This is a genomic window from Alphaproteobacteria bacterium (assembly GCA_015231795.1).
Taxonomy (GTDB): domain Bacteria; phylum Pseudomonadota; class Alphaproteobacteria; order Rhodospirillales; family WMHbin7; genus WMHbin7.
This window is the reverse complement of sequence record JADGAX010000001.1, coordinates 406365-432686: the sequence shown is the minus strand read 5'-3', so window position 1 is coordinate 432686 and position 26322 is coordinate 406365. Positions and strand designations below refer to the sequence as shown.

29 protein-coding genes are annotated in these 26322 nt (G+C 58.1%); 21 read left to right on the top strand and 8 right to left on the bottom strand.

The window, feature by feature from the left end; translation table 11 throughout:
• The first annotated feature begins 181 nt into the window (after nt 1-181).
• Nucleotides 182-886 carry a metalloregulator ArsR/SmtB family transcription factor gene (locus HQL44_02020; protein MBF0267346.1) on the top strand — a complete coding sequence of 235 codons (705 nt, stop codon included), beginning with the start codon at nt 182-184 and terminating at the stop codon, nt 884-886.
• Here the strand turns inward: HQL44_02020 and HQL44_02015 are convergent.
• Nucleotides 834-2234, bottom strand: a complete 1401-nt coding sequence (locus HQL44_02015; GenBank protein MBF0267345.1) for a methyl-accepting chemotaxis protein — start codon at nt 2232-2234, stop codon at nt 834-836. The two genes, HQL44_02020 and HQL44_02015, sit on opposite strands and share 53 nt — an antisense overlap.
• Before the next feature lie 292 nt (nt 2235-2526).
• Here HQL44_02015 and HQL44_02010 point away from each other — a divergent pair, with 292 nt between their 5' ends.
• The 11 genes from HQL44_02010 to HQL44_01960 all read left to right on the top strand — a co-directional run bounded on the left by HQL44_02010 (nt 2527) and on the right by HQL44_01960 (nt 9797).
• The gene (locus tag HQL44_02010) at nt 2527-2763 is read left to right on the top strand and encodes a twin-arginine translocase TatA/TatE family subunit (protein MBF0267344.1); all 237 of its coding nucleotides are present in this window, start codon (nt 2527-2529) and stop codon (nt 2761-2763) included.
• A gap of 30 nt (nt 2764-2793) precedes the next feature.
• Complete coding sequence (gene tatB, locus HQL44_02005) at nt 2794-3183, top strand: twin-arginine translocase subunit TatB (protein ID MBF0267343.1); 390 nt, start codon at nt 2794-2796, stop codon at nt 3181-3183.
• Nucleotides 3184-3209: 26 nt separating this feature from the next.
• Entirely contained in the window at nt 3210-4001 is a 792-nt protein-coding gene (tatC, locus tag HQL44_02000) for a twin-arginine translocase subunit TatC (protein ID MBF0267342.1), read from the top strand.
• A gap of 9 nt (nt 4002-4010) precedes the next feature.
• On the top strand, nt 4011-5474 hold the full coding sequence (gene serS / locus HQL44_01995) for a serine--tRNA ligase (protein MBF0267341.1): 1464 nt from the start codon (nt 4011-4013) through the stop codon (nt 5472-5474).
• A complete protein-coding gene (surE, locus tag HQL44_01990; GenBank protein MBF0267340.1) occupies nt 5471-6253 on the top strand; it encodes a 5'/3'-nucleotidase SurE in 783 nt (260 codons plus the stop codon). Before serS ends, surE begins: the two co-directional genes overlap by 4 nt.
• Nucleotides 6253-6894 (top strand): protein-L-isoaspartate(D-aspartate) O-methyltransferase, encoded by a 642-nt coding sequence (locus tag HQL44_01985; protein ID MBF0267339.1) that lies wholly within the window; start codon nt 6253-6255, stop codon nt 6892-6894. The genes surE and HQL44_01985 overlap by 1 nt, the downstream gene beginning before the upstream one ends.
• Before the next feature lie 239 nt (nt 6895-7133).
• On the top strand, nt 7134-7922 hold the full coding sequence (locus tag HQL44_01980; GenBank protein MBF0267338.1) for a hypothetical protein: 789 nt from the start codon (nt 7134-7136) through the stop codon (nt 7920-7922).
• A gap of 62 nt (nt 7923-7984) precedes the next feature.
• Complete coding sequence (locus tag HQL44_01975) at nt 7985-8242, top strand: hypothetical protein (GenBank protein ID MBF0267337.1); 258 nt, start codon at nt 7985-7987, stop codon at nt 8240-8242.
• Between the two features lie 46 nt (nt 8243-8288).
• Complete coding sequence (locus HQL44_01970) at nt 8289-8582, top strand: nucleotidyltransferase family protein (protein MBF0267336.1); 294 nt, start codon at nt 8289-8291, stop codon at nt 8580-8582.
• Nucleotides 8579-8938: a DUF86 domain-containing protein gene (locus tag HQL44_01965; protein MBF0267335.1), complete on the top strand. Its 360-nt coding sequence runs from the start codon at nt 8579-8581 to the stop codon at nt 8936-8938. Before HQL44_01970 ends, HQL44_01965 begins: the two co-directional genes overlap by 4 nt.
• A 262-nt stretch (nt 8939-9200) precedes the next feature.
• Nucleotides 9201-9797: a peptidoglycan DD-metalloendopeptidase family protein gene (locus HQL44_01960; protein MBF0267334.1), complete on the top strand. Its 597-nt coding sequence runs from the start codon at nt 9201-9203 to the stop codon at nt 9795-9797.
• 5 nt (nt 9798-9802) lie between these two features.
• On the opposite strand, the gene HQL44_01955 is transcribed toward HQL44_01960, so the two are convergent.
• Nucleotides 9803-10654, bottom strand: a complete 852-nt coding sequence (locus tag HQL44_01955; protein ID MBF0267333.1) for an ATP-binding protein — start codon at nt 10652-10654, stop codon at nt 9803-9805.
• A 100-nt stretch (nt 10655-10754) separates the two neighbouring features.
• Between HQL44_01955 and yajC the strand changes: the two genes are divergently transcribed.
• The 5 genes from yajC to HQL44_01930 all read left to right on the top strand — a co-directional run bounded on the left by yajC (nt 10755) and on the right by HQL44_01930 (nt 15146).
• On the top strand, nt 10755-11174 hold the full coding sequence (gene yajC, locus HQL44_01950) for a preprotein translocase subunit YajC (GenBank protein MBF0267332.1): 420 nt from the start codon (nt 10755-10757) through the stop codon (nt 11172-11174).
• A gap of 22 nt (nt 11175-11196) precedes the next feature.
• Entirely contained in the window at nt 11197-12762 is a 1566-nt protein-coding gene (gene secD / locus HQL44_01945; GenBank protein ID MBF0267331.1) for a protein translocase subunit SecD, read from the top strand.
• A gap of 13 nt (nt 12763-12775) precedes the next feature.
• A complete protein-coding gene (secF, locus tag HQL44_01940) occupies nt 12776-13729 on the top strand; it encodes a protein translocase subunit SecF (GenBank protein ID MBF0267330.1) in 954 nt (317 codons plus the stop codon).
• Nucleotides 13730-13794: 65 nt separating this feature from the next.
• On the top strand, nt 13795-14931 hold the full coding sequence (locus HQL44_01935) for a divergent polysaccharide deacetylase family protein (GenBank protein ID MBF0267329.1): 1137 nt from the start codon (nt 13795-13797) through the stop codon (nt 14929-14931).
• Nucleotides 14932-14942: 11 nt separating this feature from the next.
• A complete protein-coding gene (locus HQL44_01930; protein MBF0267328.1) occupies nt 14943-15146 on the top strand; it encodes a heavy-metal-associated domain-containing protein in 204 nt (67 codons plus the stop codon).
• 9 nt (nt 15147-15155) lie between these two features.
• On the opposite strand, the gene HQL44_01925 is transcribed toward HQL44_01930, so the two are convergent.
• From HQL44_01925 to HQL44_01905, 5 genes are all read right to left on the bottom strand, one after another.
• Nucleotides 15156-15536 (bottom strand): hemerythrin family protein, encoded by a 381-nt coding sequence (locus HQL44_01925; GenBank protein ID MBF0267327.1) that lies wholly within the window; start codon nt 15534-15536, stop codon nt 15156-15158.
• Between the two features lie 22 nt (nt 15537-15558).
• Nucleotides 15559-18546 carry an HD domain-containing protein gene (locus HQL44_01920; GenBank protein ID MBF0267326.1) on the bottom strand — a complete coding sequence of 996 codons (2988 nt, stop codon included), beginning with the start codon at nt 18544-18546 and terminating at the stop codon, nt 15559-15561.
• Between the two features lie 108 nt (nt 18547-18654).
• A complete protein-coding gene (locus HQL44_01915; protein ID MBF0267325.1) occupies nt 18655-19005 on the bottom strand; it encodes a hypothetical protein in 351 nt (116 codons plus the stop codon).
• A complete protein-coding gene (locus HQL44_01910; GenBank protein ID MBF0267324.1) occupies nt 18998-19555 on the bottom strand; it encodes a UbiX family flavin prenyltransferase in 558 nt (185 codons plus the stop codon). The genes HQL44_01915 and HQL44_01910 overlap by 8 nt, the downstream gene beginning before the upstream one ends.
• Nucleotides 19556-19569: 14 nt before the next feature.
• Nucleotides 19570-20163, bottom strand: coding sequence for a DUF1134 domain-containing protein (locus HQL44_01905; GenBank protein ID MBF0267323.1), 594 nt, complete (start codon nt 20161-20163; stop codon nt 19570-19572).
• 112 nt (nt 20164-20275) lie between these two features.
• Here HQL44_01905 and HQL44_01900 point away from each other — a divergent pair, with 112 nt between their 5' ends.
• Both HQL44_01900 and HQL44_01895 read left to right on the top strand, forming a co-directional pair.
• Nucleotides 20276-21631 (top strand): beta-glucosidase, encoded by a 1356-nt coding sequence (locus HQL44_01900; GenBank protein ID MBF0267322.1) that lies wholly within the window; start codon nt 20276-20278, stop codon nt 21629-21631.
• A gap of 104 nt (nt 21632-21735) precedes the next feature.
• Nucleotides 21736-22170 (top strand): hypothetical protein, encoded by a 435-nt coding sequence (locus HQL44_01895; GenBank protein ID MBF0267321.1) that lies wholly within the window; start codon nt 21736-21738, stop codon nt 22168-22170.
• 35 nt (nt 22171-22205) lie between these two features.
• Here HQL44_01895 and HQL44_01890 read toward each other — a convergent pair whose 3' ends face one another.
• A complete protein-coding gene (locus tag HQL44_01890; protein ID MBF0267320.1) occupies nt 22206-24257 on the bottom strand; it encodes an O-antigen ligase family protein in 2052 nt (683 codons plus the stop codon).
• Between the two features lie 152 nt (nt 24258-24409).
• Between HQL44_01890 and HQL44_01885 the strand changes: the two genes are divergently transcribed.
• Together HQL44_01885 and HQL44_01880 are read left to right on the top strand one after the other, a co-directional pair.
• Nucleotides 24410-24676 (top strand): hypothetical protein, encoded by a 267-nt coding sequence (locus HQL44_01885; protein ID MBF0267319.1) that lies wholly within the window; start codon nt 24410-24412, stop codon nt 24674-24676.
• A gap of 77 nt (nt 24677-24753) precedes the next feature.
• Nucleotides 24754-26316 (top strand): autotransporter domain-containing protein, encoded by a 1563-nt coding sequence (locus HQL44_01880; protein ID MBF0267318.1) that lies wholly within the window; start codon nt 24754-24756, stop codon nt 26314-26316.
• Nucleotides 26317-26322 lie beyond the last annotated feature (6 nt).

Here is a 26322-nt window from a genome sequence, read left to right as displayed (position 1 = left end):
TTGCCTCTGTGCTTTTACGAAGATGGTAGGGGAGGCAGACTTGCCTTTGTCGCAATGCGATCGACCATGAATGACGTCAAGCGCATGCCTTTAGGCCTAAATCAAGGTGCGGAACCAAAGACGCTTCTTGAAGCTCGCTCTGAAAGCGGAAGATAATGTCAAATCAACAAAGAGAGATGGCATGGTTAGCCCGAAGCTGAAGCTGCTTGAACAGTTCGCCGTGTTGGGCAAGGCCTTGTCGAACCCGCACCGGCTTGATCTGCTGGAGCTGATCGCCCAAGGCGAGCGCAGCGTCGATGAATTGGCCAAGGCGGCAGGACTTGCCATCGCCAACGCGTCGCAGCATCTTCACGCGCTCAGGCGTTCTGGTTTGGTCCTATCCAGGAAGTCGGGGCAACAGGTGCTTTATTATCTGTCCGGCGACGACGTTCTGGCTTTGCTGGCGGCCCTGCGCCAGACCGCCGAGCGGCATGTGGCCGAGGTCGGGCTGGTCGTCCAAGGTTATTTCAAGGAAAAGGATCGGCTGGAACCTGTTACCAGGAGCGATCTCGTCCAGCGCATGAAGGATGGGTTGGTGACCGTCCTTGACGTTCGGCCTGAACAGGAATTTGCCGCCGGGCACATTCCCGGCAGTTTGAACGTTCCGCTGAAGGACCTGAAAAGAAGGCTGAAGGATCTGCCGAAAGGCAGCCAAATCGTCGCTTATTGCCGGGGACCGTATTGCGTCCTGGCCTATGAGGCGGTGGCGTTCCTTCGCGAGCAGGGCCTGCCTGCCAGCCGACTGCAAGACGGCATGCCGGAATGGCGGGCTTCTGGTCTTCCCGTAGAAGTTTCTACAGCAGAAAAGCCAGTCTCAAGCCGCCCCAATGACGGCCCTGAACCATGATCGGAGCCGAGCATTCCTTGCACATCACCAGCTTGCCGCCGCCCATGTCGCGCTTGTAGGTTTTCAGAAAGAAGGGCTTGGTGTTCTTGGCCGAGGCCAGACCGGTCGGATCGTTGAAAATTCTGCGGTTGCGGCAGTTGGCGGTATTCCAGACCGGATCGTTGCCCTGGGGCTGCGAATATTTCTTGTTGTGGGTGGGCAGATAGCCGTTGCGGTCGACGGCTGCGGAAAACAGGATTTTTGCATCCTTCGCGATGATGGGTTCTTGGAATTCTGGCAACACGCGGTCGGTAAAATCGGTAAAGCGGGTTTTCACCTGCTTGGGATTGGTGCCCGGAACTTCCTGGTAATTGTCGTCGAACAGATCGCCAAGCGAAATTTCCCGGTCGGCGACCGCTTTTTCGAAACGCTGCGAGATCAGTTCCGCCGTCGCCCTGACGATTTGGACATAGGGCGTTTCCGGCGTCGGCAATCCTTGGCCCACCACCAGCGACATCAACTCCTCGCCGCTGGACAACAGGCTGTCCAGGCGCTGGCTGGCGCTGGCCAGATGATGGCTTTCCTGCCCCATGTCCTGGGAAATGTCCAAGATCGCCTGGCTCATGACGGCCCGGTCCTGGTCGCAATGCTGGGTCGTGTCGGCGATGCCTGAAACATGCTTGTCGACTTCGGCGAATTTGTCGCTGACCCCGCCCACCGTGCTGACCAGCGCCTCGGTCGAGGCCAAAACGCGAGTGGCCCTCTCGCGGCTGGTGATGCTTTCCTCGGTCAATTGCGCGCTTAAGCTGGACAGGTCGGTCAGCGTTTCGGCGATCAATGAGGTGGCTTGGCTGGTCTGGGCGGCCAAGGTCTTGACCTCGCTGGCCACGACGGCGAATCCCTTGCCCATTTCTCCGGCCCGGGCGGCCTCGATGGTGGCGTTCAGCGCCAGCAGACGGGTTTGGCGGGCGATGGTTTCGATTTCGGTCGACACCTTGTCCACTCGGGCCAGCGAGGCGCTAAGCCCCTTCAGCCTTTCCTCGATATGATTGACGCTTTCGACCAAGGCCCTGATGTCGGATTCCGCCGTTTTCAGGGTTTGGGTGGATTGTTGGGTCATGCGGGCCGCGTTTTCCGAGACCTGATGCGCCTCGCCAGCCGACGCGCCGATCAGCGCGTTGGTGCGCGACAGATCCTCGGCCGCCGATTTAAGGCCGCCGAAACGGTCGGCCTGATGCTTGAATTCCTGGGTTACGGTAGCGATGTCGCCCGCCACCTCGGTCAGTTGCCCCCACAACTGACTGACATGGCGGGCCATTTTCTCGGCGACGTCCTGCGGGACGCTTGCGGCTTCTTGTGTAAAATTCATCTCCATCTCCAGCGCGCCTGCGGACTTTGCCGCAGTTTTATTGTTTGTTATTGTTCTATAATTGTCGATTGAGGTCGTTTTGTGTTTATTTACGCTGAGTAGATGGTGATTTTCAAGCCGAATCCAATTCCTCTGGGTAGTTTTTTCTTACCCATAAGCGTAGTGTGAAATCAAGGGGCGGTCAGCGCACCGATTTTCTGTAAAAACAAGGGCGCTTCAAACCGTTGCGGCTGCGGGCTGCATCTGCGATGATCCGCGTCCTAACCAAAAAGGGCTAGCAAGAGGGCGTATCATGGGTGGCTTTGGAAGCATTTGGCATTGGGTTATCGTTCTGATCATCGTTCTGCTCCTGTTCGGAGCGGGCAAGCTGCCGCGCCTGATGGGCGACATGGCCAAGGGCGTCAAGGCGTTCAAGTCGGGCCTGAAGGACGAAGACGAGGCGAAGGCCGAAGAGTCCCCCAAGACGATCGACAATCAGGCCCAGGCCAATGCCGCGCCCGTTCAAAAGGACGAAGCGGCCAAGCACTGATCCCCTGGTCCCAACCGGACGGGCCAAAGCGTGTTAGACGTTGATATCTCAGAAGTGGCGGTGATTGCCGTGATCGCGCTCGTGGTCATCGGCCCCAAGGATCTGCCCAAAGTGCTGCGCGTGATGGGCCAATGGACCCGCAAAGCGCGCGCGATGGCGGGCGAGTTCCAAAAAAGCGTCGACGACATGATGCGCGAATCGGAATTGGACGATCTGCGCAAACAGGCGCAGGCCTTCAACACCGTCAATGTGCAAGCCGAGATCGAGCGCGCCGTCGATCCCAAGGGCGAGGTCGCCAGCGCCCTTTCCATCGAAAACCATCAAACCAATGCGGCTGCCGTCCTGCCCCCGCCCAGCGATGCCCCGGCGGACGAACCACCTACCGCCCAGCCAGAGACACAGCCTGAGGCCAAGTCGTGACCGAGGAATCCAGCGACGAAAAGAAGATGCCGTTGCTCGAGCATCTGATCGAGCTGCGCAATCGTCTGATGTGGTCGATGGCCTTTTTTGTGGTCGCCTTCTTCGTCAGCTATTACTTCGCCAATCACGTCTATGGCTTCCTGGTGCAGCCGCTGACCGATATTTTCGAAAGCATGGGCGGCAACCGGCGCATGATTTACACCGCGCTGACCGAAGCCTTCTTTACCTATGTGCGCGTCGCCATGTTCACGGCGCTGTTCTTCTCGTTTCCGGTTTTCGCCGGACAGCTTTGGGCTTTCGTAGCCCCCGGCCTGTACAAGCACGAACGCCAGGCCTTCCTGCCGTTCTTGTTCGCCACTCCGCTGCTGTTCCTGATGGGTGCGGCGTTGGTCTATTACTTCATCATCCCCATGGCCTGGCAGTTCCTGCTGTCTTTCGAAGCCCAACCACTTGACGGTGGATTGCCCATTCAGTTGGAAGCCAAGGTCGGCGAATATCTGACGCTGGTGATGAAGCTGATCTTCGCTTTTGGCATCGCCTTCCAGCTTCCGGTGCTGCTGACCTTGATGGCCCGCGTGGGGCTGGTGACGTCGAAGGGCTTGGCCGAAAAGCGCCGCTACGCCATCGTCTTGATCTTCGTGGCCGCCGCCATCTTGACTCCGCCCGACGTGATCAGCCAGATCGGGCTGGCCGTGCCGATGATGCTGCTTTACGAAATCTCGATCTATTCTTGCAAGCTGGTCGAGAAGAAGAAGCGCGAAGCCGAAGGCGAGGATGACGACGGCGCTTTGCCGGAAACCGATTTCAACGAGAGTTGAGTAGCCGCCATGCATGACATTAAATTCATTCGCGAAAACCCCGAGGCCTTCGATGCGGGGCTGAAGCGGCGCGGCCTGGAAGCGCGTTCCGCCGATATCCTTGAAAAGGACGGGGAACGCCGCCGCGCGCAAACCGACCTTCAACAACGGTTGGCGCTTCGCAATGAGTTAGCGAAGAAAATCGGCATGCATAAGAAGCAAGGCGAAGCGGCCTTGGCAGAAGCCGTTATGGCGGAAGCGGCAAAGAATAACGAGTTGATCCCGGCGCTAGAGGGGCATGAAAAAGCGCTTGGTGAGTGGATTGATTCAGCACTATCCGCCATCCCAAACCTGCCCGCTGCCGATGTGCCGGATGGGGCCGATGAATCCGCCAATGTCGAATTGCGCAAGGTGGGCACGCCGCCCGTCTTCGATTTCAAGCCCAAGGCTCATGATGAATTGGGCGTGGCCCTGGGATTGATGGATTTCGATGCGGCTGCCAAATTGTCGGGAGCGCGTTTCGTGGTGCTGAAAGGTGCTTTGGCGCGGCTTGAACGCGCTCTGGGCGCCTTCATGCTGAATCTGCATACCGGCACGAATGGTTATCTGGAAGTGAATCCGCCGGTGCTGGTCAAGGACACCGCCCTATACGGCACCGGCCAGTTGCCGAAATTCGGCGAGGATCTGTTTTCTGCGAAAGCTATGAAAGAGGGCGCTATCGATCAATTTTTGAAGGAAAAGGTCGAGTGGCTAAAAAGTCAAATGGGAGAAACCCTGCCCCAAGATTTTAATCCACACATTTTCTCAGGGATTGTAAGCATTTCTCTGGATACATTTGGAAAAGAGCTAAATTCAAAACTTAAGAATCCCAATAGCGAATTTTATGAGTCTAAGTGGCTTATCCCCACCGCCGAAGTGCCTCTGACCAATCTGGTGGCGGGCGAGATTCTGGACGACGCCAAACTGCCGATCCGCATGACGGCGCTGACCAATTGTTTCCGTTCCGAAGCCGGGGCGGCGGGCAAGGATACGCGTGGCATGATCCGCCAGCATCAGTTCCAGAAGGTGGAACTGGTCAGCATCACTTCGCCCGAGCAATCGGAAGAAGAACATAACCGCATGCTGACTTGCGCCGAGGAAGTGTTGAAGCGCCTGGGCCTTGCCTACCGCGTGATTACGCTTTGCACCGGCGACATGGGTTTCTCGGCCAGGAAGACCTATGACATCGAAGTTTGGCTGCCCGCCCAGAACGCCTATCGCGAGATTTCGTCTTGCTCGAACTGCGGCGATTTCCAAGCGCTGCGCATGAAGGCGCGTTGCCGAAAGAGCGGCGACAAGGCGACAAGGCCCGTGCATACGCTGAACGGTTCCGGCCTGGCGGTGGGGCGCACGCTGGTGGCGGTGCTGGAGAATTATCAGCAGGCTGATGGCAGCATTGTGGTGCCGGAAGCGCTCAAACATTACATGGGCGGGCTTGAGGTCATATCGCCGTGACCCACGCTCCCATCAAATCCTTGAAGAAGGCCCGCATCCTGATTTCCAACGACGATGGGATCGAGGCGTCGGGCATCAAGGCGCTAGAGCGCATCGCGCATGCGATTTCCGACGATGTCTGGGTGGTGGCGCCAGAGTCCGAGCAAAGTGCGGCCGGTCATTCGCTGACGCTGCGTCGCCCGCTTCGCATCCGCAAGCTGGCCAAGCAGCGTTATGCGGTGGACGGCACGCCGACCGACAGCGTGCTGCTGGCCGTCAACAAGATCATGAAGGAAATCCGCCCCGACATCGTTTTGTCGGGCGTCAACCGGGGCGGCAATCTGGGAGAGGACATCACCTATTCCGGCACCGTGGCCGCCGCCATGGAAGGCACGCTGATGGGCATTCGCTCGTTCGCGCTCTCGCAGGTGGTGTCGCCCGACCAGCCGGTGAAATGGGCCACCACCGAAGCCTGGGCGGCCAAGGTGATCAAGAAGCTGTGCGGTCAGCCTTGCCCTAACAATGTGCTGATGAACCTGAATTTCCCAGACGTTCCGGCCAAGAAGGTGAAGGGCGTCGTGTTGGCTCGCCAGGGCAAGCGTAAGATCGGCGACCAGATTTCCGAGCGCATCGATCCGCGTGGTCTTCCCTATATCTGGATCGGCGGCCAGCGCACCGAAGACAGGTCCGAAGCGGGCACCGATCTGTTCGCCATCTTCGAGGGCTTCGTGACGGTCACCCCTTTATGCGTCGACCTGACGCATGGCCCCACCTTGGCCAAACTAGACGGCTTGTTCTGATGATCGTCTCGTCGCGCAAGATCCGCCTGCTGATGGATTTGCGCGCCGGAGGGGTGATCGACACCAAGGTTCTGTCGGCCATCGAGCTGACGCCGCGCGAGAAGTTCGTCGAATACAGCTTTCTCGATCAGGCCTATGACAACAACGCCCTGCCCATCGGCTGCGGCCAGACGATCAGCCAGCCCTTGGTGGTGGGCTTGATGACCCAGGCGCTGAATCTGGGCGACCGCATGAAGGTGCTGGAGATCGGCACCGGTTCGGGCTATCAGACGGCGATTTTGTCCAAGCTGGCCAGGCGCGTTTACACCATCGAGCGCCACCGGCCCTTGATGAAGCAGGCCGAGGAACGGTTCAAGGAACTGCGTTTGCACAACATCACCACCCTGTGCGGCGACGGCTTCAAGGGCTGGCCCGAACAAGCGCCCTTCGATCGCATCATTCTGACCGCCGCTCCCTTCGACGTGCCCAAGGTTTTGCTGGATCAGTTGGATGTCGGCGGCATTCTGGTCGCTCCTTTGGGCGACGAGAATGGCGAGCAGCATCTGGTGAAATACACCCGCACCGAAACCGACTTCGAAATCGAAAGCCTGTTCGGCGTTCGCTTCGTGCCCCTGCTGCCCGGCGTGGCGGGAGAAGGGTAGGGGGCTTCCCCCAAAGACAATCTATTCCCAAGAATAATGACGGCGCGGACGTAGTGCGCCGTATCGGCAAAGCGGACAATACATTCGCAAGGTCTTGAGCGGACACCCCACCTTCTGCCAATACGTTTACAGTGCAAACCCCCTCATTTGATAAAATAAGTGCGTGTGGTGATTGTAGGGTTGGGTAAATGAAGGCAAACTGCTCGGCAGTAAAATAGACAACGCTGCGGTTGCCGCCAATGCCCGAAAAGTTCTTGCTTTATATTGACATCCTTGGCTTCAGCGATCCGGTTGTGAAGCGTGGCAACGTTGATCGCCTCTATGAGATCATTGACGCTCTGAACGCGCACCGGCATCCAGATTTCAAGGTCATTGTCTTCTCGGATACGATTCTTGTCTACAACATGCCTGAACCAACATCTCTTTTCGATGTCCAGTACGGCGTAATGTACCTCTGCGAGTTCGCCCAAGACCTGTTCTATCGCTGTATCAGCATGGACATCCACTTTCGGGGATACATCACCTACGGCGACTTCAATCATCAGCCCATGAAGAATATAGAGGCGTACTACGGAGAGGGGCTAATCCGTGCCCACGAAGCTGAGAAAGAGATTCAATGCACCGGTCTGTTTATGGACAACATCGTATGTCCATACAGCAATATTTTTCAGCTGACCCCGTTTAATAAGCAATACCAGTTCGTCCACATTATGCAAAACTTAAAGGACATCAGTTTGATGCGGCGAGAATATCCGATCCCGCCTGAATGGATCATTGAGACAGACCTGCTTTATCTTATCGCCTACGATATCCATTACCTAGAAAGTATACACCACCACATGAACGATATGCTGCTCGCGACTAAGGTCAGGCGGAAGTACCTGAATACTTGGAAAATGTTGAAGCGCCATCATCAAGGGCTTCTTGCGGTTCTCGTGGACAATAGCTTCAATCCCAGGGCAGTCAGTGATTTTGATTGGTCTGAAGCGATGGGGCGGATCGGGACTGACCAAGGCTTCTTCAGGTAGTTAGAGTTCCAAAATGCGGACCCCGGTATTTCTGACAGGTCGATAAGTGGCAGGCTTGCCCCCTGTGCGGCGACGGCTTCAAGGGCTGGCCCGAACAAGCGCCCTTCGATCGCATCATTCTGACTGCCGCTCCCTTCGACGTGCCCAAGGTTTTGCTAGATCAGTTGGATGTCGGCGGCATTCTGGTCGCCCCTTTGGGCGACGAGAATGGCGAGCAGCATCTGGTGAAATACACCCGCACCGAAACCGACTTCGAAATCGAAAGCCTGTTCGGCGTTCGCTTCGTGCCCCTATTGCCCGGCGTGGCCGGAGAAGGGTAGGGGTAGGGGACTTCCTTGCCTCCATTACTTGCGCTAGAATGCCCCTATGCGCAGCCTGGATCAGATATTGACGACACTTCGCCAGATCAAGCCGATGCTTGAACTGCGCTATCCCTTGCGCTCGATGGGGGTTTTCGGCTCTTACGCTCGCGGCGAGCAGAGTGAGGAAAGCGATCTTGACCTGTTGGTCGAATTGGGCGACGGGATGACCTTGATCGATTTCGTTCGCCTGCAACAGGAAATCGGCGATGCCGTAGGGATCAATGTCGATCTGGCCGAGAAAGAGGCGCTCAAGCCGCGCATTGCGCCTTACATTCTCAAGGAAGCCGTGATGGTATGAAGCGTGACCCCGTCCTCTATCTTGCCGACATGCAGGAATTCGCCGAGGCGGCGCGTCAGTTTCTCGATCACGTTACCTTTGAAGATTTCACGCAGGATACCAAAACGAAATTCGCGGTTTTCCATGCGCTGGAAATGTTGGCCGAGGCTTCGCGTCGTGTCCCCAAAGAGATTGTCGACCGACATCCTGAGATTCCCTGGCGGCAGATTATCGGCATGCGAAATGTTTTGGCGCACGACTATCTCGGCCTGAAGCTGGACCGCATCTATGAAACAGTGCGCGTCTTTATTCCCGAATTGTTGGCGAAGCTGCCCCGCTTGATTGATGAAGTAGAGACTTTGGCCGGAGAAGGGTAGGGGGCTTAACCCTTTCTCAATTCTTTTCGCCCAAATAGATAATATGGGTAAATTGGGCAAATTATGGTTGGGATTGGTTTTGGCGGCGGCGCTGTCCGGCTGCTATTCCCATGTGCCCGATCCTTGGTGGAACCAGCCCTCAGGCCGCCAGCAGCCATCGGCGCCGCAGCAGTCCGCCCAGCGCCAGCCCTTGCCCCCCGGCATGATCGAGGTCGCCAAAGGCGACACGGTTTACGCCCTGTCGCGCCGCCATCAGGTGGACATGCGAAGTATCATCGATCTGAACGGATTGTCCGCCCCCTTCAAGCTGCTGGTCGGCCAGCGTTTGAAATTGCCCGTTTCCCAGCCCCCCGTTCAAAGTGCGGCCTTCATGCCATCCAGGCCGCCCATGACCCGCTCTGACCCCGAACCAACCCCGGCGGCAAGGCCTGGGCCTGAACCGGCTGCGCTGGTTTTTCCCGAACCCCGGCCCAAGGCGGGCAAGGGCTTTTTGTGGCCGGTGAAAGGGCCGCTGGTCGAAGGTTTCGGCGTGACTGGCAAGGGCCAGAACAATGACGGCATCAATATCGGCGCCAAGCGCGGCGCTTATGTGCGGGCCAGCGAGAATGGCGTGGTGGTCTTTGCGGGCAGCGAGTTGAAGGGGTTTGGCAATCTGCTGCTGGTCAAGCATCAAGATGGCTGGGTGTCGGCCTATGCCCATAACGATCTGCTGCTGGTCGGCAAGGGCGACCGGGTGGATCGTGGCCAGGCCATCGCCAGGGTCGGCGCCACTGGGCTGGTGACAAGCCCGCAATTGCATTTCGAATTGCGCCACAATTCCAGACCGGTCGATCCGGTGACGCAATTGGTGGATGGATAGGGCGGTTACTCTTCGATTTTTTGGCCCAGTTGGCCAGCCAGATCCTGGATGAATTGCCAAGCCACGCGGCCCGAGCGCGATCCGCGGGTGACCGACCATTCCAGCGCTTGGCGCTTCAGGGCGTCGGGGGCGATTTTCAGCCCATATTCCTTGGCATAGCCGTTGACCATGGACAGATAAGTGTCCTGGTCGGCATTGTGAAAGCCAAGCCACAGCCCGAAACGGTCGGAGAGCGAGACCTTTTCCTCGACCGCCTCTCCGGGATTGATCGCCGTCGAGCGCTCGTTTTCGATCATGTCGCGGGCCATCAGATGGCGACGGTTCGAGGTGGCGTAAAACAAGACATTGGCGGGCCTGCCCTCGATGCCGCCTTCCAGCACGGCCTTCAGCGATTTGTAGGCGTCGTCCTGGGCGTCGAAGGACAGGTCGTCGCAAAACAGCACGCAGCGCCGCCCGCTTTGTTTCAGCACGCCAAGCAGGCGAGGCAGCGAGGGGATATCCTCGCGGTGGATTTCCACCAGCGCCAAGGCCCCCGGGGAGTCTTGGTTGATTGCCGCATGCACGGCCTTTACCAACGAGCTTTTGCCGGTTCCCCTGGCCCCCCACAGCAGGGCGTTGTTGGCGGGCAATCCCAAGGAAAAGCGGCGCGTGTTGTCCAGCAATTTGCCGCACTGTCCATCAATGCCCTTCAGAAGCGCTAGCGGCACCCGGTTGACCTTGGGCACGGGCTGCAAGGCTTGCGTTTGCGCATGCCAGACGAAGGCGTCGGCCTTATGAAGGTCGTTCAATGGCTTAAGACCCGGGGCGAGGCGCTCCAGGGCTTCGGCGATGCGGCGCAGTAGGTCCATTTCGTTCATGGAAACGACCCTACCCACATAGGACAAAAAAGCCAATAGTCAAGGTTTGCAAAGCCGTGCGCTGTCTGTATAGTCGCCCCAAATTCTGAAGGAGTATCCGATGCTGATTTCCGAGGCGCTCGCCCAGACCGCAACCGCTGCCCCCGGCGGTGGAATGGATTCGCTGCAATCGCTGCTGCCGCTGGTTCTGATTTTCATCCTCTTCTATTTCCTGCTGATCCGTCCGCAGCAAAAGAAGATGAAGGAACACAAGGCCAAGCTGAGCGCGTTGCGACGCGGCGACAAGGTGGTGACCGGCGGCGGCATCATCGGCCAGATCGTCAAGGTGCAAGACGGCGAAGTCATCGTCGAGATCGCCGAGAATGTGAAGGTCAAGGTCATTCAAGACACGATCACCGCGGTGTTGTCGAAGTCCGAGCCGGTGGGCAAGGACGCTGGCGACGGCGACGCGGCCAAGCCCGCCAATGAAGGCAAGGGCGGCTCGATGCTGGGCAAGTTGCTGTCCGGCAAGAAAGACTGATCGTCAGGTCTGGATAAAGCGGATGCGCATCGAAAGCTGGAAGCTGATTCTGGTTGCCCTGGTTTGTTTGGGAGGGGCGCTTTTCGCCTTGCCGAACGCGCTTCCGGCCAGCGCGCTTGCGATGATGCCCGCTTGGCTGAAGCCGGTCAATCTGGGGCTTGATCTTCAGGGCGGGTCGCATCTGCTGCTGGAAGTCGATCTGAAGGCGGTGTTCAAGGAACAGGCGGTGTCGCTGGTTGAATCGGCCCGCACGGCGCTTCGCAAGGAGAATATCCGCTATATCGGCCTAGGCGCCGACGCCGACGGCTTGCGCGTCACCATTCCCGAAGCGGATCAGCGTGAAAAGGCCCGCGACCTTTTGCGCAAGCTGGATGCCGGGACCGAGATCGCCGAGGCCGAGAACGGCGCCATGTCGCTGCGCTATCAGGAATTCGCCATCAACGAAAAACGGCGCGCCGTTCTGGGCCAGTCGATCGAGATCGTACGCAGGCGAATCGACGAAATGGGCACGCGCGAACCCACCATCGTCCGCCAGGGCGAGGATCGCATCTTGCTGCAATTGCCGGGCGTCGAGAATCCGGAACATGTGAAAAGCCTTTTGGGCAAGACCGCCAAACTCACTTTCCATCTGGTCGATCATGGCGTCAGCCCGCAAGACGCCTATGCCGGTCGCGTGCCGCCGGGGTCCGAAGTCCTGCATGAAACCGAAGGCCGCAATGGCGAAGGGGCCAGGATCGTCGTGATCCGTCGCAAGGTGGAGTTGGGCGGCGAAGCGCTGGTCGACGCCAGTGCCGGCTTTACGGAAGGCCAAGCGGTGGTCAATTTCCGCTTCAACGGCCAGGGCGCCAAGAAGTTCGGCGCGATCACCACCGAAAACGCGGGCAAGCAGTTCGCCATCGTGCTCGACGGCAAGGTGATCAGCGCACCCGTGATCCGCGAACCCATTCTGGGCGGGTCGGGGCAGATTTCCGGCAGCTTCACCGCGCAGACGGCCAACGATCTGGCCTTGTTGCTGCGCGCTGGCGCGCTGCCTGCTCCGCTCACCATTTTGGAAGAACGCACGGTCGGACCCGATCTGGGCGCCGACTCGATCTATGCTGGCAAGGTCGCCAGCGCGATCGGTCTGATGTTAGTCGCCATCTTCATGCTGCTGATCTATGGCCTGTTCGGCGTTTTCGCCAATATCGCCCTGGTCGTCAACCTGATCTTGCTGCTGGGTCTGTTGTCGATGATGGGGGCGACGCTGACCCTGCCGGGCATCGCGGGCATCGTTCTCACCATGGGCATGGCGGTGGACGCCAACGTGCTGATCTACGAGCGCATGCGGGAAGAATTCCGCCTTGGGCGCGGCATCGTTTCCGCCTGCACGGCGGGTTTCAAGCGCGCTTTGGTGACCATCGTCGATTCCCAGCTGACCACCCTGATCGCCGCCGTTCTGCTGTTCCAGTTCGGAACCGGCCCGGTGCGCGGCTTTGCCGTTACCCTGGCGATTGGATTGTTCACCTCGATGTTCACGGCCATTCTGGTCGTGCAACTGATGATCTCGCTGTGGCTGAAATACGCCCGGCCCAAAGCCTTGCCGATTTGAAAGTGGAAACGCCATGAAGCTGGTTCGCCGTTTCCTGCCGCAGGACACCAAGTACGACTTCGTTTCGAAGCGCTTGATCGCCTATGCCTTTACGACCGTGTTGGTTCTGGGGTCCATCGTCTCATTGGCCACGCAGGGGCTTAATCTGGGCGTCGATTTCGCTGGCGGCATTCTGATGGAGGTCAAACATCAGAATGGACCGGCAGATCTGGCCCATATGCGATCCACCGTATCAGGCCTTCAATTGGGCGAAGTGGCGTTGCAGGAATTCGGCGCACCCGACTTGGTTCTGGTGCGCCTGCAACGACAGGCCGGAGGCGAGGCCGAGCAGCAGTTGGCTGTCGCCAAGGTAAAGACGGCCTTGGGCGAAGGCTATGATTACCGTCGCACCGAATTCGTTGGTCCCAAGGTGGGTGAGGAACTGATCCAGGGCGGCATCCTGGCCGTTGTCCTGTCTGTTCTGGCCATCAGCGTCTATGTCTGGTTTCGTTTCGAATGGCAGTTCGGCCTGGGCGCCATGATCGCCACATTCCACGACGCCATCACCACGCTGGGCGTTTTCTCGGTCACGGGGCTTGAATTCAACCTGACCAGCGTTGCCGCCATCCTGACCATCATCGGTTTTTCCATCAACGATACGGTGGTGTCCTACGACCGGGCGCGCGAGAATTTGCGCAAGTTCAAAACGATGCCCGCCTACGACATCATCAATCTCAGCATCAACGAAACGCTGGCCCGCACCTATTTGACCAACGGCACGGTCTTCGTCTCTGTCCTATCCTTGTTCCTGTTCGGCGGCGAGGTGATCCGCGGCTTTTCGGCGGCCATGTTGTGGGGCGTGATCGTCGGCACCTATTCCTCGATCTATGTCGCCATGCCGGTACTTTATCATTTCAACTTGCGCCAGATCGTCAAAGGCAAGCAATCCGGCGGCGCCGATGACGAACAGGCCGCCGAGGCTCCTTGACCAAGCGAAGCCGCAGCCGTCCATCGTCAAGCCAGGGATATTCAAGCGTCGTTTCGGGCTGGTTGATGCGTGGCCAAAAGCCCGTGGCCCTGCTGTTGCTTCTGGCGATCGGCATCTTCCTGGGCGTTGGTTTCGGAAGTTGGGTTGGCGACAATAAGCGCAATGACCTGCCGCTCGAAGTGGCGTCCCAGATGCCTGGATCGGTTCTGGTGACGCCGCCGCCACAGCCGCAGATTCAGACGCAGATTCAGCCTCAAGCAACGCCTCAGGCGCCAGCGGAAGCGACGCAGATTCAACAAGCGAAACCCTCTGGGCCTTCGCCAGCGGCCAAGCCCGTTCCCCCGGCGCCTAGCAAGTTGACCGTGCCGCCAGAAAGCGGTCCCTATGTCGCCACCGCCATTCCCGACGCCAGGATCGTGGCGCCGCCGCCTTTGGTCAGCGGGACCGGCGCGCCGCCGCCCTGGCTGGCCCATGCGGTGCCCGTGCCGCCCGGCGCCGGCAGCGGCAAGCCGGTGATCGCCGTGGTGATCGACGATCTGGGGCTGGACCGCAGGCGCACCGCGCGCGTGATCGATTTGGCGGCCCCCCTGACTCTGGCCTTCTTGCCCTATGCCCAGGAATTGCAAGCCCAAACGGCGTCAGGGCGCGCCAAGGGCCATGAATTGCTGGTTCACGTTCCGATGGAGCCGGTGGGGGCCAATTACGATCCGGGGCCGGAAAGCAATCTCTTGAAGCTGGGCTTGTCGGTCGAGGAAATCCGCAACAGGCTAGAGCGCGATCTGTCGCAATTTTCCAACTTTGTCGGCGTCAACAATCACATGGGCAGCAAGTTCACCGCCGATCGCGCCAGCATGCGCGTGGTGTTGTCGGACCTGCAGGCCAGAGGATTGCTGTTTCTCGACTCCCGCACCTCGGCCCAGTCGGCGGGAGGCGAAGTGGCCCGCGAGATCGGCATTCCCTTTGCCGAGCGCAATGTGTTCCTGGATAATGAAATCAGCCGGTCGGCGGTGGATGCGCAATTGGCCAAGCTGGAAGACTTCGCCCGCCAATATGGACATGCCATCGCCATCGGGCATCCGCACGACGCCACCATAGAGGCGCTGGCGACATGGCTTGCGACGCTGGAGGCGAAGGGATTCGTCCTGGTTCCCGTCAGCGCCATCGTCAAGCGCCAGTCGATGCTGGCTGGCAAGAAACCATAGAGGAGATACACATGGCCATAACCTATCGCGTCGACGGCATGTCCTGCGGCAAATGCGCGGCCTCGGTCGAGAAGTCCATCAAGTCGTCGGCGCCCACGGCCCAGGTCGCGGTTGACCTGGAAGCCAAGACGGTTGCCGTGGCGGGCTGCGACGATGAGGTCTTGATCTCGAACGCCATTGAGGATGCCGGTTTCACCTGTCTCGGCAAGGCGTAGCTGTCCGAGTTAGCGAAACAGGTGGCTGTAGCCGCGGTCGGTTTCCATGATATGGACGACCAGCCAGCGGTAAAGAATGGGGATGATCTCCGTTCCGTGCTTTTGCGACTTCATTTCGGCAAGCTGGGATATAAGTTCCTGGTGCTGCTGCTTGTGCGCCGCCAGATTCGGATCGTTCTTAGCTTCCAGCAAGGTTTCCTCGCGCACGAAATGTTCCTTGGTATAGGCTTCAAGCTCGTTCATGGCCGTATTGATCATGGCGTTGCCGACGCCCGCATAGCAGGCCGCGATGACCTTGTTCATCAAGACGACCAGCCTGCGATGATCTTCGTCCAAGGCAGGCATGCCGACGGTCATTTCGTCCGACCACCTGATGGCGTGAATTACCATGTCAACGTCTCCTTGGCTGCCGTCAGTTCAGATGCTTTTCAATGTCGACGGCATCGATTTGTTCCGGTTGCAGGAACGATTCCGCATAGCGCCGGTATACACCCGTGCGAAGGAAAAGCGCGAATAAATCGGGATCAATATGTTGGCGGTCCCTGAAACCGGCCAGAATGTCGATGGATTCCGACAACGACTTCGGTTTCTTGTAAGGGCGGTCGGCGGCGGTCAGGGCTTCGAAAATGTCGGCGATGGCCAGAATGCGCGCCGAGACCGACATGTCGTCCTTCTTGATGCCGCGCGGATAGCCCTTGCCGTTGATGGCTTCGTGGTGAGCGCCTGCGATCTCGGGCACGTTGCGTAACTGGGCAGGGAAGGACATGCTGTTCAACATGACGACGCCCTGGATGGCGTGCTCGTTGATCTTGAACCTTTCTTCGGCCGTCAGCGTGCCGCGAGAAATCGACAGGTTGTAGATTTCGCCCCGGTCATACATGACTCTCGGAATCGAAAGCGCGAACTTCCAGCTTGGGTCGTGAAACTTTTCGCGGCCCGTCCAGGGGATGCGGTGCTCGGGTCGGTCGGAAAGCAACGGCTCTACCGCTGGAATGGGTGGAGCTGGCGCATCCTTTAAGCGGCGAAGTTCCTCGACCGACAGGCCAAGCCGATCGTCGAAATAGCGAAGCCAAGTCGTCGTGCCAATCCGCTTCAAGCGTTCGATGTCGTCGCCATGCATCTGTTCGGCACCGACATTGCATTGCGCGACAAAGGCGAAATCGTCTTGCAACTCGTCGCGGCGTTCTGCGAACGCTTGGTTGGCGGCATCCTCGTCCTCGCCATCGGCCAGTGCCCTCAATCTGTCTATTTCAGCGTCGCGCAGCAGCACCTCGAAACGGGTTCTTATTTCATGCAGGCGGTTGTGGATGGTCTCCAGCTTCGTGGCCTTGTCGACCACATATTCCGGCGTCGTCACTTTGCCGCAATCGTGCAACAGGGCGGCGGTGCGCAACTCGCGCCTTGCGTCCCTTGATGGCACTTCGTAATCCGAGAAGGCGTCCTCTTGCGACTTGCCGGCCTCGTCGGCCAGCATGACGGCGATTTCCATCAGCCTGCTGGCATGCCCGGCCGTATAGGGGCTTTTGGTGTCGATGGCCGATGAAATGATATCGACCATGCCGTCGATCAGGTTTTCCTGGGCTTTGATCAGAACCCTGTTTTGCAGGGCCACAGCCACCTGGCTGGCCAGGGCCATGACGTGACGCTGCGAAGCGCTTCGGTGCGAGGAAAAGTTTCCGCCTTCAGCCTTCATGTTGATCAATTGAAGAACGCCGATGACGTCGCCGTTCGGCGTGGTTAGGGGGATGATCAACATGGATTTTGTTTCGTATCCCGTCACCTCATCGAACTCGATCACGCCCTGCATGTCGTGCTTTGTCCAACTACGAACGTCGTCGATGGCGATCACCTGGCCGCCATGCACGGCGTCGGCGATGAAATTGTCGCGGATGGGCGTGTCGTCGTCCGGGTTCCAAAGGTCAAGCTCGGGCAATTCCATGTCGTCGCCGTCGCGTCCGCCAACCGACAGTTCGAGCGGGCTGTTGCGGATGATGGCCAACTGCAGCCGTTTTTCGTTATGGCGGATGTAAAGCGTGCCGCCCTCGGCTCCGGTCAGGCGCATGGCTTCGGCCAAGGCCGTTTCTGACAATTGCCCGGAACTGCTCTCCGCCCCCAACGAAATGCCAAGCTCGATCAGGCGGCGCAAGGTTTCCTGCGAGGCGCCCAGAAGACGGGTACGTTCCAATATCTGCTTTTTCATGACGGCGAAGGCAGCCGTCAGCGTTTGGATTTCGCGAATGGGCGTCGGCGGCGGAACCTCTCCGGTAAAGTCCAACTCGCGGATTCTTTCGGCGTCGCCCGCCAGTTCGACGATGCTTTTGCTCAATTGGCGCGCAACCCAAATGCCTGCCGGGATCGTGGCTCCCACAACCAGCAGCGAGAAAAGAAGAATGAAGCTGTCGATGCGGCGAATGTGCCCGGCGAAATCGTCAAAGGGAGCCAGGACGTGAATGTTGATTTCCTTGCCGCTGCCCTGCCAGCGGAAATGGCGCGACAGGAATTCCGACTTGCCGTCCGATACGATGCCTTCGTCTTTTTGGGACGCATGTTTGCTGGCCAGCTTGGCCAGCGGGTGCGAGATGTCGGCCAAGCCGGTCAGGGGCGGGGAGGTTCCCAGCACGTCATCCGAGGCGCCCAGCACGTGGTTCTGCGCATCGGTCAGGATGACCCGACCGTTTGCGGAAATCTTCTGGCTGGCGGCAAGCTGGCTTAGGCCGTCAAGCGCGATGTCCACGCCCGCAACGCCCTGTCCGCTTTTCATGCGCCTGGAAACCGTGATTCCGGGTTTGGGTTGTGAATTGAAAATATAGGGGTCGGACAGAAACGTATCGTCCGCCGTCTTGGCGGTCGCGAACCATGGACGTTGGCGGGGATCGTAGGCGGGCGCCTCGTTGCGGCGCACACCCAATACCTTTCCCGCATCGTCCGTGAAGGCCCATAATTCGACCCGGGCGGCCCCTTGACCTTGGATGATGCGTCTGGCTTCCTGCGTGCCCTCGGGCGCGTTGATCGTTTTGATGACGGTTTCCTTGTTGCGCACGGCGATCAATTGCAAGAAGCCGCCATCTTCATAGCCGACATAAAGCGAATAGAGGCTGGGATTGATCTTCTGTATGGCGCGCAATTGCCCGAAGGCGGGATGTTCGAGCGGGCTTCCCGATTGCGGTTCGGACAGGTCGCGCAAGTTGCTGACCACGTCGGCCGTCGTCATGGCCAGATTCATGCTGCTTTGAATCTGCTCTTCGATCTTCGCGCCGATTTGGCCGAAGAGATCGACGGCGGTCTGGCGAGCAGCTTCGACATTGGCCTGATGCACGATGACAAGGACAACCGCCAGGGCAATGTTCACGATGCCCAGCAAAGCGCCAAGGACGGCAAAACGAAATCCAATGACCGGCATGCGCCCATCCTCAAGCATTTATCAGGCGGTCATTGTCTATTCTTCAGAGAGGGCAATCAAGTAATAGACATATAACATATCGAGGAATTTTGTATAAAAAGTCTTTTCTTAGAAACAATTATCGGCGCCACACAGAAAAATGACCGGAATGATCGCCAATGCGATCAAGATCAGGTGCAGAAAGGGAACGGCTTGCAACTTGAAGGCAAGCGGCAGTTGGTTCCTGGCAAAGCCAATCCAGCCGCCAATCAGGGCGACGGCGCAGGAGAAGGGCAAGATATCAACCAGACCGCGCAGGCTCCGCCCGACCAAACCGTCGCCGCCGGGAACCAAAAGGGGATTGTCCGAGACGTGAATGGCGAAAAAGACCGAGATGCCGCCCATCAGCCAGACCATGGAGGCGGTTGCGAGGATGATGGCGGCGAATTGGCGGGTGCTGATGACCTGAACCCTATCCATGGGGGCCGTTCCATGGTTTGAACAGATTGTGCTCGATCCCCAGTAGATCAAGCGCCTTGCCCACCGATTGATGCACGATGTCGAGCACCGATTTCGGCTGGTGATAGAAGGCGGGCAGGGGGGGCAGGATGATGGCCCCCATATCGGCGGCGCGCAGCATCAGATCCAGATGTCCCCTGTGCAGCGGCGTTTCGCGCACCATCAGCACCAGCGGACGGCGCTCTTTCAAGGTGACGTCGGCGGCCCGCACGATCAACCCGTCGGCATATGAATTGGCGATGCCCGACAGGGTTTTTATCGAACAGGGGGCAACCAGCATGCCCCTGGTCTTGAAGGAGCCGGAAGAGATGGCGGCCGCGATGTCGCCTTCGTCGTAAACCTGATCGGCCAGGTCGCGCACTGCCTGGTCGTTGGTTTTGGTTTCCAGCTTGATGGTCTGCGTCGCAGCCTGGCTCAAGACCAGATGCGTGGGGATTTTGGCTGACCTAAGCGCTTTCAGGGCTTCGATGCCATAGACGGCGCCGCTGGCCCCGGTAATGGCGACGACCAGCGGTAGGGTTTGGTTCACAGCGGTATCCAGGAATGCTCGCGGGTGTAATGGACGTAGCCGACATTGGCCCCTGCGCGCAAGCCCACGCCGGTGCGGATGGGGGCCAGGATGATCCTGCCGCTTTGCTGATAGTTCAGGCTGGCTCCGGCCACCACATAAAGACTGCCATCGACGCCAGGGAATCGCTGGAACAATTCGTCGGCGCTGTTCAGATGATAGATCAGCGTGAAGACCTTCGAGGCGTTGCCGCCGAAATCGAAGCCCGCCGAGGGACCTTGCCAGTACAGCTTGCGACCAGCGCCTTGCTTGCGCTCCAATTGGCCCTCGCCAAACCGAACGCCCACCACGAAAGCGCCGCCTGCCTCCGATCCCAAGATCAGCGCATTGGGCCGCCCGTGATCGGCGAAGGCCTTTTCGATCACTTCGGCCAGCCCCTTGGTGGTGGCTCCGAAAAATCCTTCGGCCTTTTGCATGATCTCGTTTTTGGAAAAGGTCTTTCCATCGTCGTCTTTACCTGCCGCGAACACCTTTGCAGGCAGGGCGGCCAAGGTGGCGGCGGCGGCGGCGCCGGTCAGAATGTCACGGCGCGAAAGCTCAGAGCGGGGCATGGCGTCTTCCTGACTGTGAATTGGACAGCACCATCATGTTATCACCTTCTTAAGGAAGCGTTTACCCTGTTTCGCCCCATGGCGGGCTGCTTGAGAAAATGCTAGGTTTCCAATGAGTTCGATCAATCGGGGGGTAAGCATGAGCATCGATCCAGCCAAGGCTTCCTGGCCCAAGGACTTTCTGTGGGGATTTTCGACCTCGGCCTATCAGGTCGAAGGCGCCGTGGCCGAAGACGGGCGCGGCCCCAGCATCTGGGATACATATTGCCGCATTCCCGGCAAGGTGGCGAACGGCGATACCGGCGACGTGGCCTGCGACCATTATCACCGCTACGCCGAGGATATCGATCTTCTGAAACGCTTGAACGCCAAGGCTTATCGCTTCTCGGTGTCATGGCCGCGCGTGCTGCCCAAGGGCAAGATCAGCCAGCTCAACGAGAAGGGACTCGATTTCTATGATCGTGTGATCGACAAGACGCTGGAAAATGGCATCCAGCCTTGGCTGTGTCTGTATCATTGGGATCTGCCCCAGGCGTTGCACGATCTGGGTGGCTGGGCCAACCGCGACAGCGTGGGCTGGTTTGCCGATTACGCGGCCCTGATCGCCAGACGCTATGGCGATCGGGTAAAACATTTCGCCACCTTCAACGAATTCTGCGTCTTTACGCTGTTCGGCTATTCCATTCCCTGGGCGGCGCCCGGCATCGTCGACCGCGAACAGCATCTGAAGGCCATTCATCACGTCAATCTGGCGCATGGGGCGGGGATCGACGTGCTGCGCGATCTAGTGCCGGATGCCAAGCTGGGCATGATCTACAATATCCAGGATGTCTGGCCCGAGACCGACACGCCCGAGAACCGCGCCGCCGCCAGCCTACTTGACGAACATTGGAATCTGGCCTTTCCCGACCCTCAATTGCTGGGCTACTACCCGCCCCAGATCGGCAAGGCCATCGAGCCATATATACAGCCCGGCGACATGGCCAGAATTTCGCGCCCCGTCGATTGGCTGGGCCTCAATCACTATGGCCCCATCTTCGCCAAAGCCGATCCCAAAGGCATCTGGGGGTTCGGTTGGGGCGATTCGCCCGAAAAGGACAAAAACGACGAAGTGGGCTGGGCCATCTATCCCGAAGCCTTTCGCGATCTGTTGCTGCGCCTGACCAGCCGCTACAAGTTGCCCATCTATGTCACCGAGAATGGCTGCGGCGGCGAGGACAAGGTGGACGCCAATGGCGAGGTGGACGATCCCAGGCGCATCACCTACCTAAAACTTTTCATCGGCGCCATGTATGAGGCGATGGAGAAAGGGGCCGACGTGCGTGGCTATTTCGTCTGGTCTTTCCTGGACAATTTCGAATGGGGATCAGGCTACGGCAACCGGTTCGGCCTGGTTCACGTCGATTTCGAAAGCCAGAAACGCACGCCGAAATCTTCGGCCGGCTGGTACGCCAAACTGATCGGTTAAGCTTTTACGGCATGGCATGTTCCAGCAATGGGCATGCGTGAAACCGCTTGATATCTGCTAATTTTACACTGTAAGAGTGGAGAAATCGCTAATGGAGGTCTGCCATGAGCGAACAAACGAGTTCAGCAACTTCGCATGGCGATCCGGTCGCCCAAGCGAATCTTTTCTTAAGTGAGACGGGCGAGGGGAGTTACGCCGATTGGGTCACAGAGGACCTGAAGGCCATGATGGCGGCTTATCGCAGCTTCCGCCAATCGCAAGATGTCGCGGCGGCGCGCAATTTGTCCATGTCTTTTCAAGCGCTTCAGGATATGGGGTCGACTTTCGGATATCCCTTGGTCTCTGAGATCGGCCTTCTGGCCGTGCGCTTCTTGGAATCGGGCCTGCCCAAAGACGCCAGGGACATGGATGTGCTGCATGTGCTGACGGAATCCATGGAATTGGTGCTTGCCAAGAAATTGTCCGGCGATGGCGGCGCCGTCGGTCAGGCCTTGCTTATGGGCATTCACGCCGCCTTGCACAAAGTTGGCAAGGATTAGTCGGCATGAGCGTGTCGTTTTGATGTGCGGCTTTTCTATTGTACGCGCCATTCCTTGATCTGCGTTCGGATGTGGTTGTCGAGCGGCATGACTTCCTCGATTCCCAGGTCGATTGCGCGCAGCATGCGCTCGATTCCCTGGGAAGACGTTTCCGGATAAGCGAGCATAACGATGCCGGAGAACCACAGGCCAACAGGGTCGTCCCCCTTGCGCGACAGAAGCGATTGGGCAAACTTGGCGAGAGTCGCCTCGTCGCCTTTCGCTAGAAGCCAGGAAAAATATGGAACGGCCAGATCCGTTCTTTCAGGTGCTTGGGCAAGCACTCTTTCCAATGTCGTTTGCCAACCGGATAGCAGCTTGATTCGAATTGGCTCGAACCCTTCGGATGCGTCGCTGTAGGCAATATCCGAATAGACGCCGATTGCGGCCACTCCCAGCACCAAGCCGCTTGGATATTGCGCAGCGTCTCGAGCATGGCAAAGTGTTCGGTCCAGTCGCTCAACGACGCCTTCGCGCAAATTCCGACCTGCGGACAGTATCGATACAACATCGCTTCCTAGGCGGCGCAGAATGTTTGCGTGGTGAAGATGGCCTCTGGCGTGGTTGGCAAGCGGCGAATCGCAAGCGGCAACCTCTTTGTCGATCGAGGCGTCGAGACGATGGTTGAGGACCTCCCTGCCGTTGTTAGCGTCATTCTTCAGAACCATGATGGCCCCGAGCAGCAAGGCGGCGATTGTCAGGCAGATGATTGGCCAGGGCTTCGCGTGCTTGCTTAAGGCCGGTGGATGGAAAAGCGGGCGTCCAGCTGAGGCTGTCGCCACGGCCATCAACGGCAGCGAAATGGGGAGCATGAACCAGAAGCCCTGCAAGAACGCCCAACCGGCCATCGCGGCTGCCACGACCGGCCAGCGTCTTGATCTCGTTCGCCAGCCAAGGAAAGCCAGGGGAAGAATCGCCAGTGCCGCCGCAGGCATTCCGCCAGCCGACAGCGCTTCGACCACCTCGTTATGGCTGTGAAAGTCCACTCTGATCGTGGCGTCCCAGTGGTGAAGCCGGTCTTCGTTCGATAAGTCGAAATACGTTTTGATCGTGTGCAGGCGAAGGTGCGAAAGAAGTTGCTGCGTATAATGCCCCCAACCCTGGCCGACGATCAGTCGCCATGGATTTTCTTTGACTTCCTTCTTGACGACTTCTATCAGCATCGCGCGGGAGGCCAGCGCCGATGTATCGGAATAGCCCTGCAGGCTGACGATCTTCAGCGGCAACAGCAATGAAAGGATCAAGCTGATCAAAACCAGGCCGGTCGGCATGGCGACCATGGCCGTTTTCAGGACCCAGCCAGGAACGCTGCGTTGAAAGCGAAATGCAAGGAAGGTGACCGATGCCACGATTGCCAGCGCGCCCAGAGCGGTTCGATTGTCCGACAGGTAGACGATTCCGATGCCAATGAGGGAGATTATAAGTTTGACAACAAGGTTGCGCGGCCCCCACAGCATGAGAACAAGCCATCCGAACAGGGCGTGAAAGACGAGAAAATCTTTAAAGAAATAGGGCTGCCACGACCTGTCGCCCAAGAACATCAGCATGACGAGCAAAGCGGTGGATAATGCCGTTGCCCAGCAAACCAACATTCGCGATCTAGGGTTGGGGGCGATAAACAGTAGGGTGGCTCCCGAAGCGCCCGCAGCTGCCAAAAATGTCATCGGGCCTTGCCCGAGTTGTGGTGACCCTAGTAATGCCAGCCCCGGTGAGGGGGACAAGATGGCGACGACTCCACCCCAAAGCCCAGCAGCCAATGGCAGAAAAAATGCGGGATTCGCTATGAGGCTGGATGCTTGTTTGGGACGATGCAGAAGCCCTGCCGTTAGAAGAAGCCATGACAGGAATCCCATAATGAGGAAGGAGATGATGACTGGTTCTGACTGATACCAAATCCCCGTAGAACCGATAGGTTCTATGGCCATTAGAAAAATGAACTGTCCAGAACAAACCAACAATGTAGCCAAGGCGGGTAGAAAAAAAGTCGCTCTGGCAAGTAGTGTTCTGCCTTCATCGTAGGCAGCCCCCATTTTTTGTTTAGGCGTCATTGAGAGGGGCATGTCCGGTCCAGTCATTTCCGAAAAAAATAAAGGCGGTAAGCCAATTGCCTGCAGGCAGGAGGGTACATATATATTTCCTTGACAGAAAGCGCATCTTTAACGGTTACACTATCTCGAAAGCTACACTCTGGAGGCCCGCCATGAAAACAACCTTCTTTCTTGCCGCGTTGTCACTTTTGACGATGGGTGGGATTGCCCCCGTCTTGGCTGTCGATGCAGTGCGCCAGGTAAGTCCCCAGTTATTGAAGGAAAGGATGGAAACGCTTCCCGTCCGCCCCAAGTCTGAAACCGTGCGAACAGAGCCGGTTGGCTCACCTCGCCAGGGTGAGAGCAAGGTTGAAGACAAGGAAATACTGTCCCCTGCGCAAGATGAACGCCCAAATATTGATCAAATGAAAAATCAATAAGAGCAAAAGAGATTGGTTGCTAATTAGTCGCGGTCTGTTGCGGTGGTGCAACAGGGGGGCGGAAAATGTCTGTAATAGTGAAAAGCCCTGTCATTGCCAAACCAAATATGGGACAAGATCAATTAGTTCTGAGAGGGGTATCGCCCCTCTGGGGTTTGATGATCGATATTTTGACGCGGGGTTGTCTCATGAAGAACGTTTACTTGCGTTCAGCACTTTTTAGCGGCGCTGTGATGCTGCTTGTTACGGGGCAAGCAATTGCCGGTCAGCAAACCAGCGGCGCCCCTTGCGGTGGCGGCTACTCCGACACTTACGGCTCAGGTTCGAGCACCTACAGTGCCGAATGCGGCACGAATGCGGCAAAGAACAGCGTTGCAGTGGTGTCGAACGAAGTGTTGAAGGCTGCGACGACGCAGACCGTCGGCCTGATCTCGGATCGCGTCAACAACATCACTCGTTCTGTCAGTCGTCAGATGGCGGCCCAGAAGAAGGCCGAGAATGTGACGTTGTTGGATGGTCTGCGCACCAAGAAGGCTGAGGAAGAGCGTCTGCGTCTGGCCAAGCTGCAGCGCGACCAGTTCCTGAACGGCTACGAGTTCGAGAAGTTTGAGGGCGCTGCCCCGCAAGAGGCGCAGGTCGTCTCTAGCGCAACCGCCGAGAACGCTTCGACTTCCGCCTCGCGTGCGCGTCCTATCTTGGCTTCCGGAGAGTCCAGCGCCAGCGAAAGGTGGCTGACTCCTCAATCCGTCGAGTCGCAGTCACGCACTGGAACGGTTTCCGACGTCGTGGCGCTGATGAGCGCGAACTCGTCGACGGTTATGCCTGGGCTTAGCGCCAAGGGTGTCGAATTGAACTTCGACGAGGATGGCGGTCTTGCTGCCGGCAATGCGCCCGCCAAGTGGGGCATTTGGTTGAGCGGTGGTTATAGCCACATCAATTATAACCGCAGCGACAACAACTTTGACGGTCGCGTTTGGACGGGTGCTGCGGGCATCGATTACCGTGTTACCCAGAGACTATTCATCGGCCTTAGCGGTGCTTGGGAAGATGTCAGCCTCGATACGAAGTTCAATCGCGGCAACTTTGATGGTAGCGGCTGGACGGTTGCTCCCTATGCTGCCCTCATCATTGATGAGATGTTCAGCGCAGATTTGACTGCCGGTTACAGCAACCTGTCTTATGACATGGACCGCATTGATCCGGGCGACAACTCCACAATCACGGGCAAAACTGATGGTGCCCGCTATTTCGGACAGTTGAACCTAAATGCGGACAAGAACATCAACAACTGGCGTCTTGGCGCTACCCTTGGCACTCTGTACGCCTGGGAAAAGAAGGATGCCTTCACCGAAAGCAACTCCAACAAAGTTCTTTCGCATGATGCCCGTCTTGGTCGGGCCTCGCTGGGCGGTCGCGTTGGATATTTGTTCGCCAATGTGTTCGAACCATATGCAGGCGCTGCCTATCGCTATGATTTCTCGGACGGCAATTCGCCTGATAGCGACGACGTTCTGCTTAAGGCAGGCACGAGGTTCTATATGGGCGACGTGTCAGTCGGTTCAATCGAGGCTTCGGCCCCGGTGATGCGCGACCACACCAACCAATGGTCGGTCGTCGGTGCGATCCGCCTGAACTTCTAAACCTGA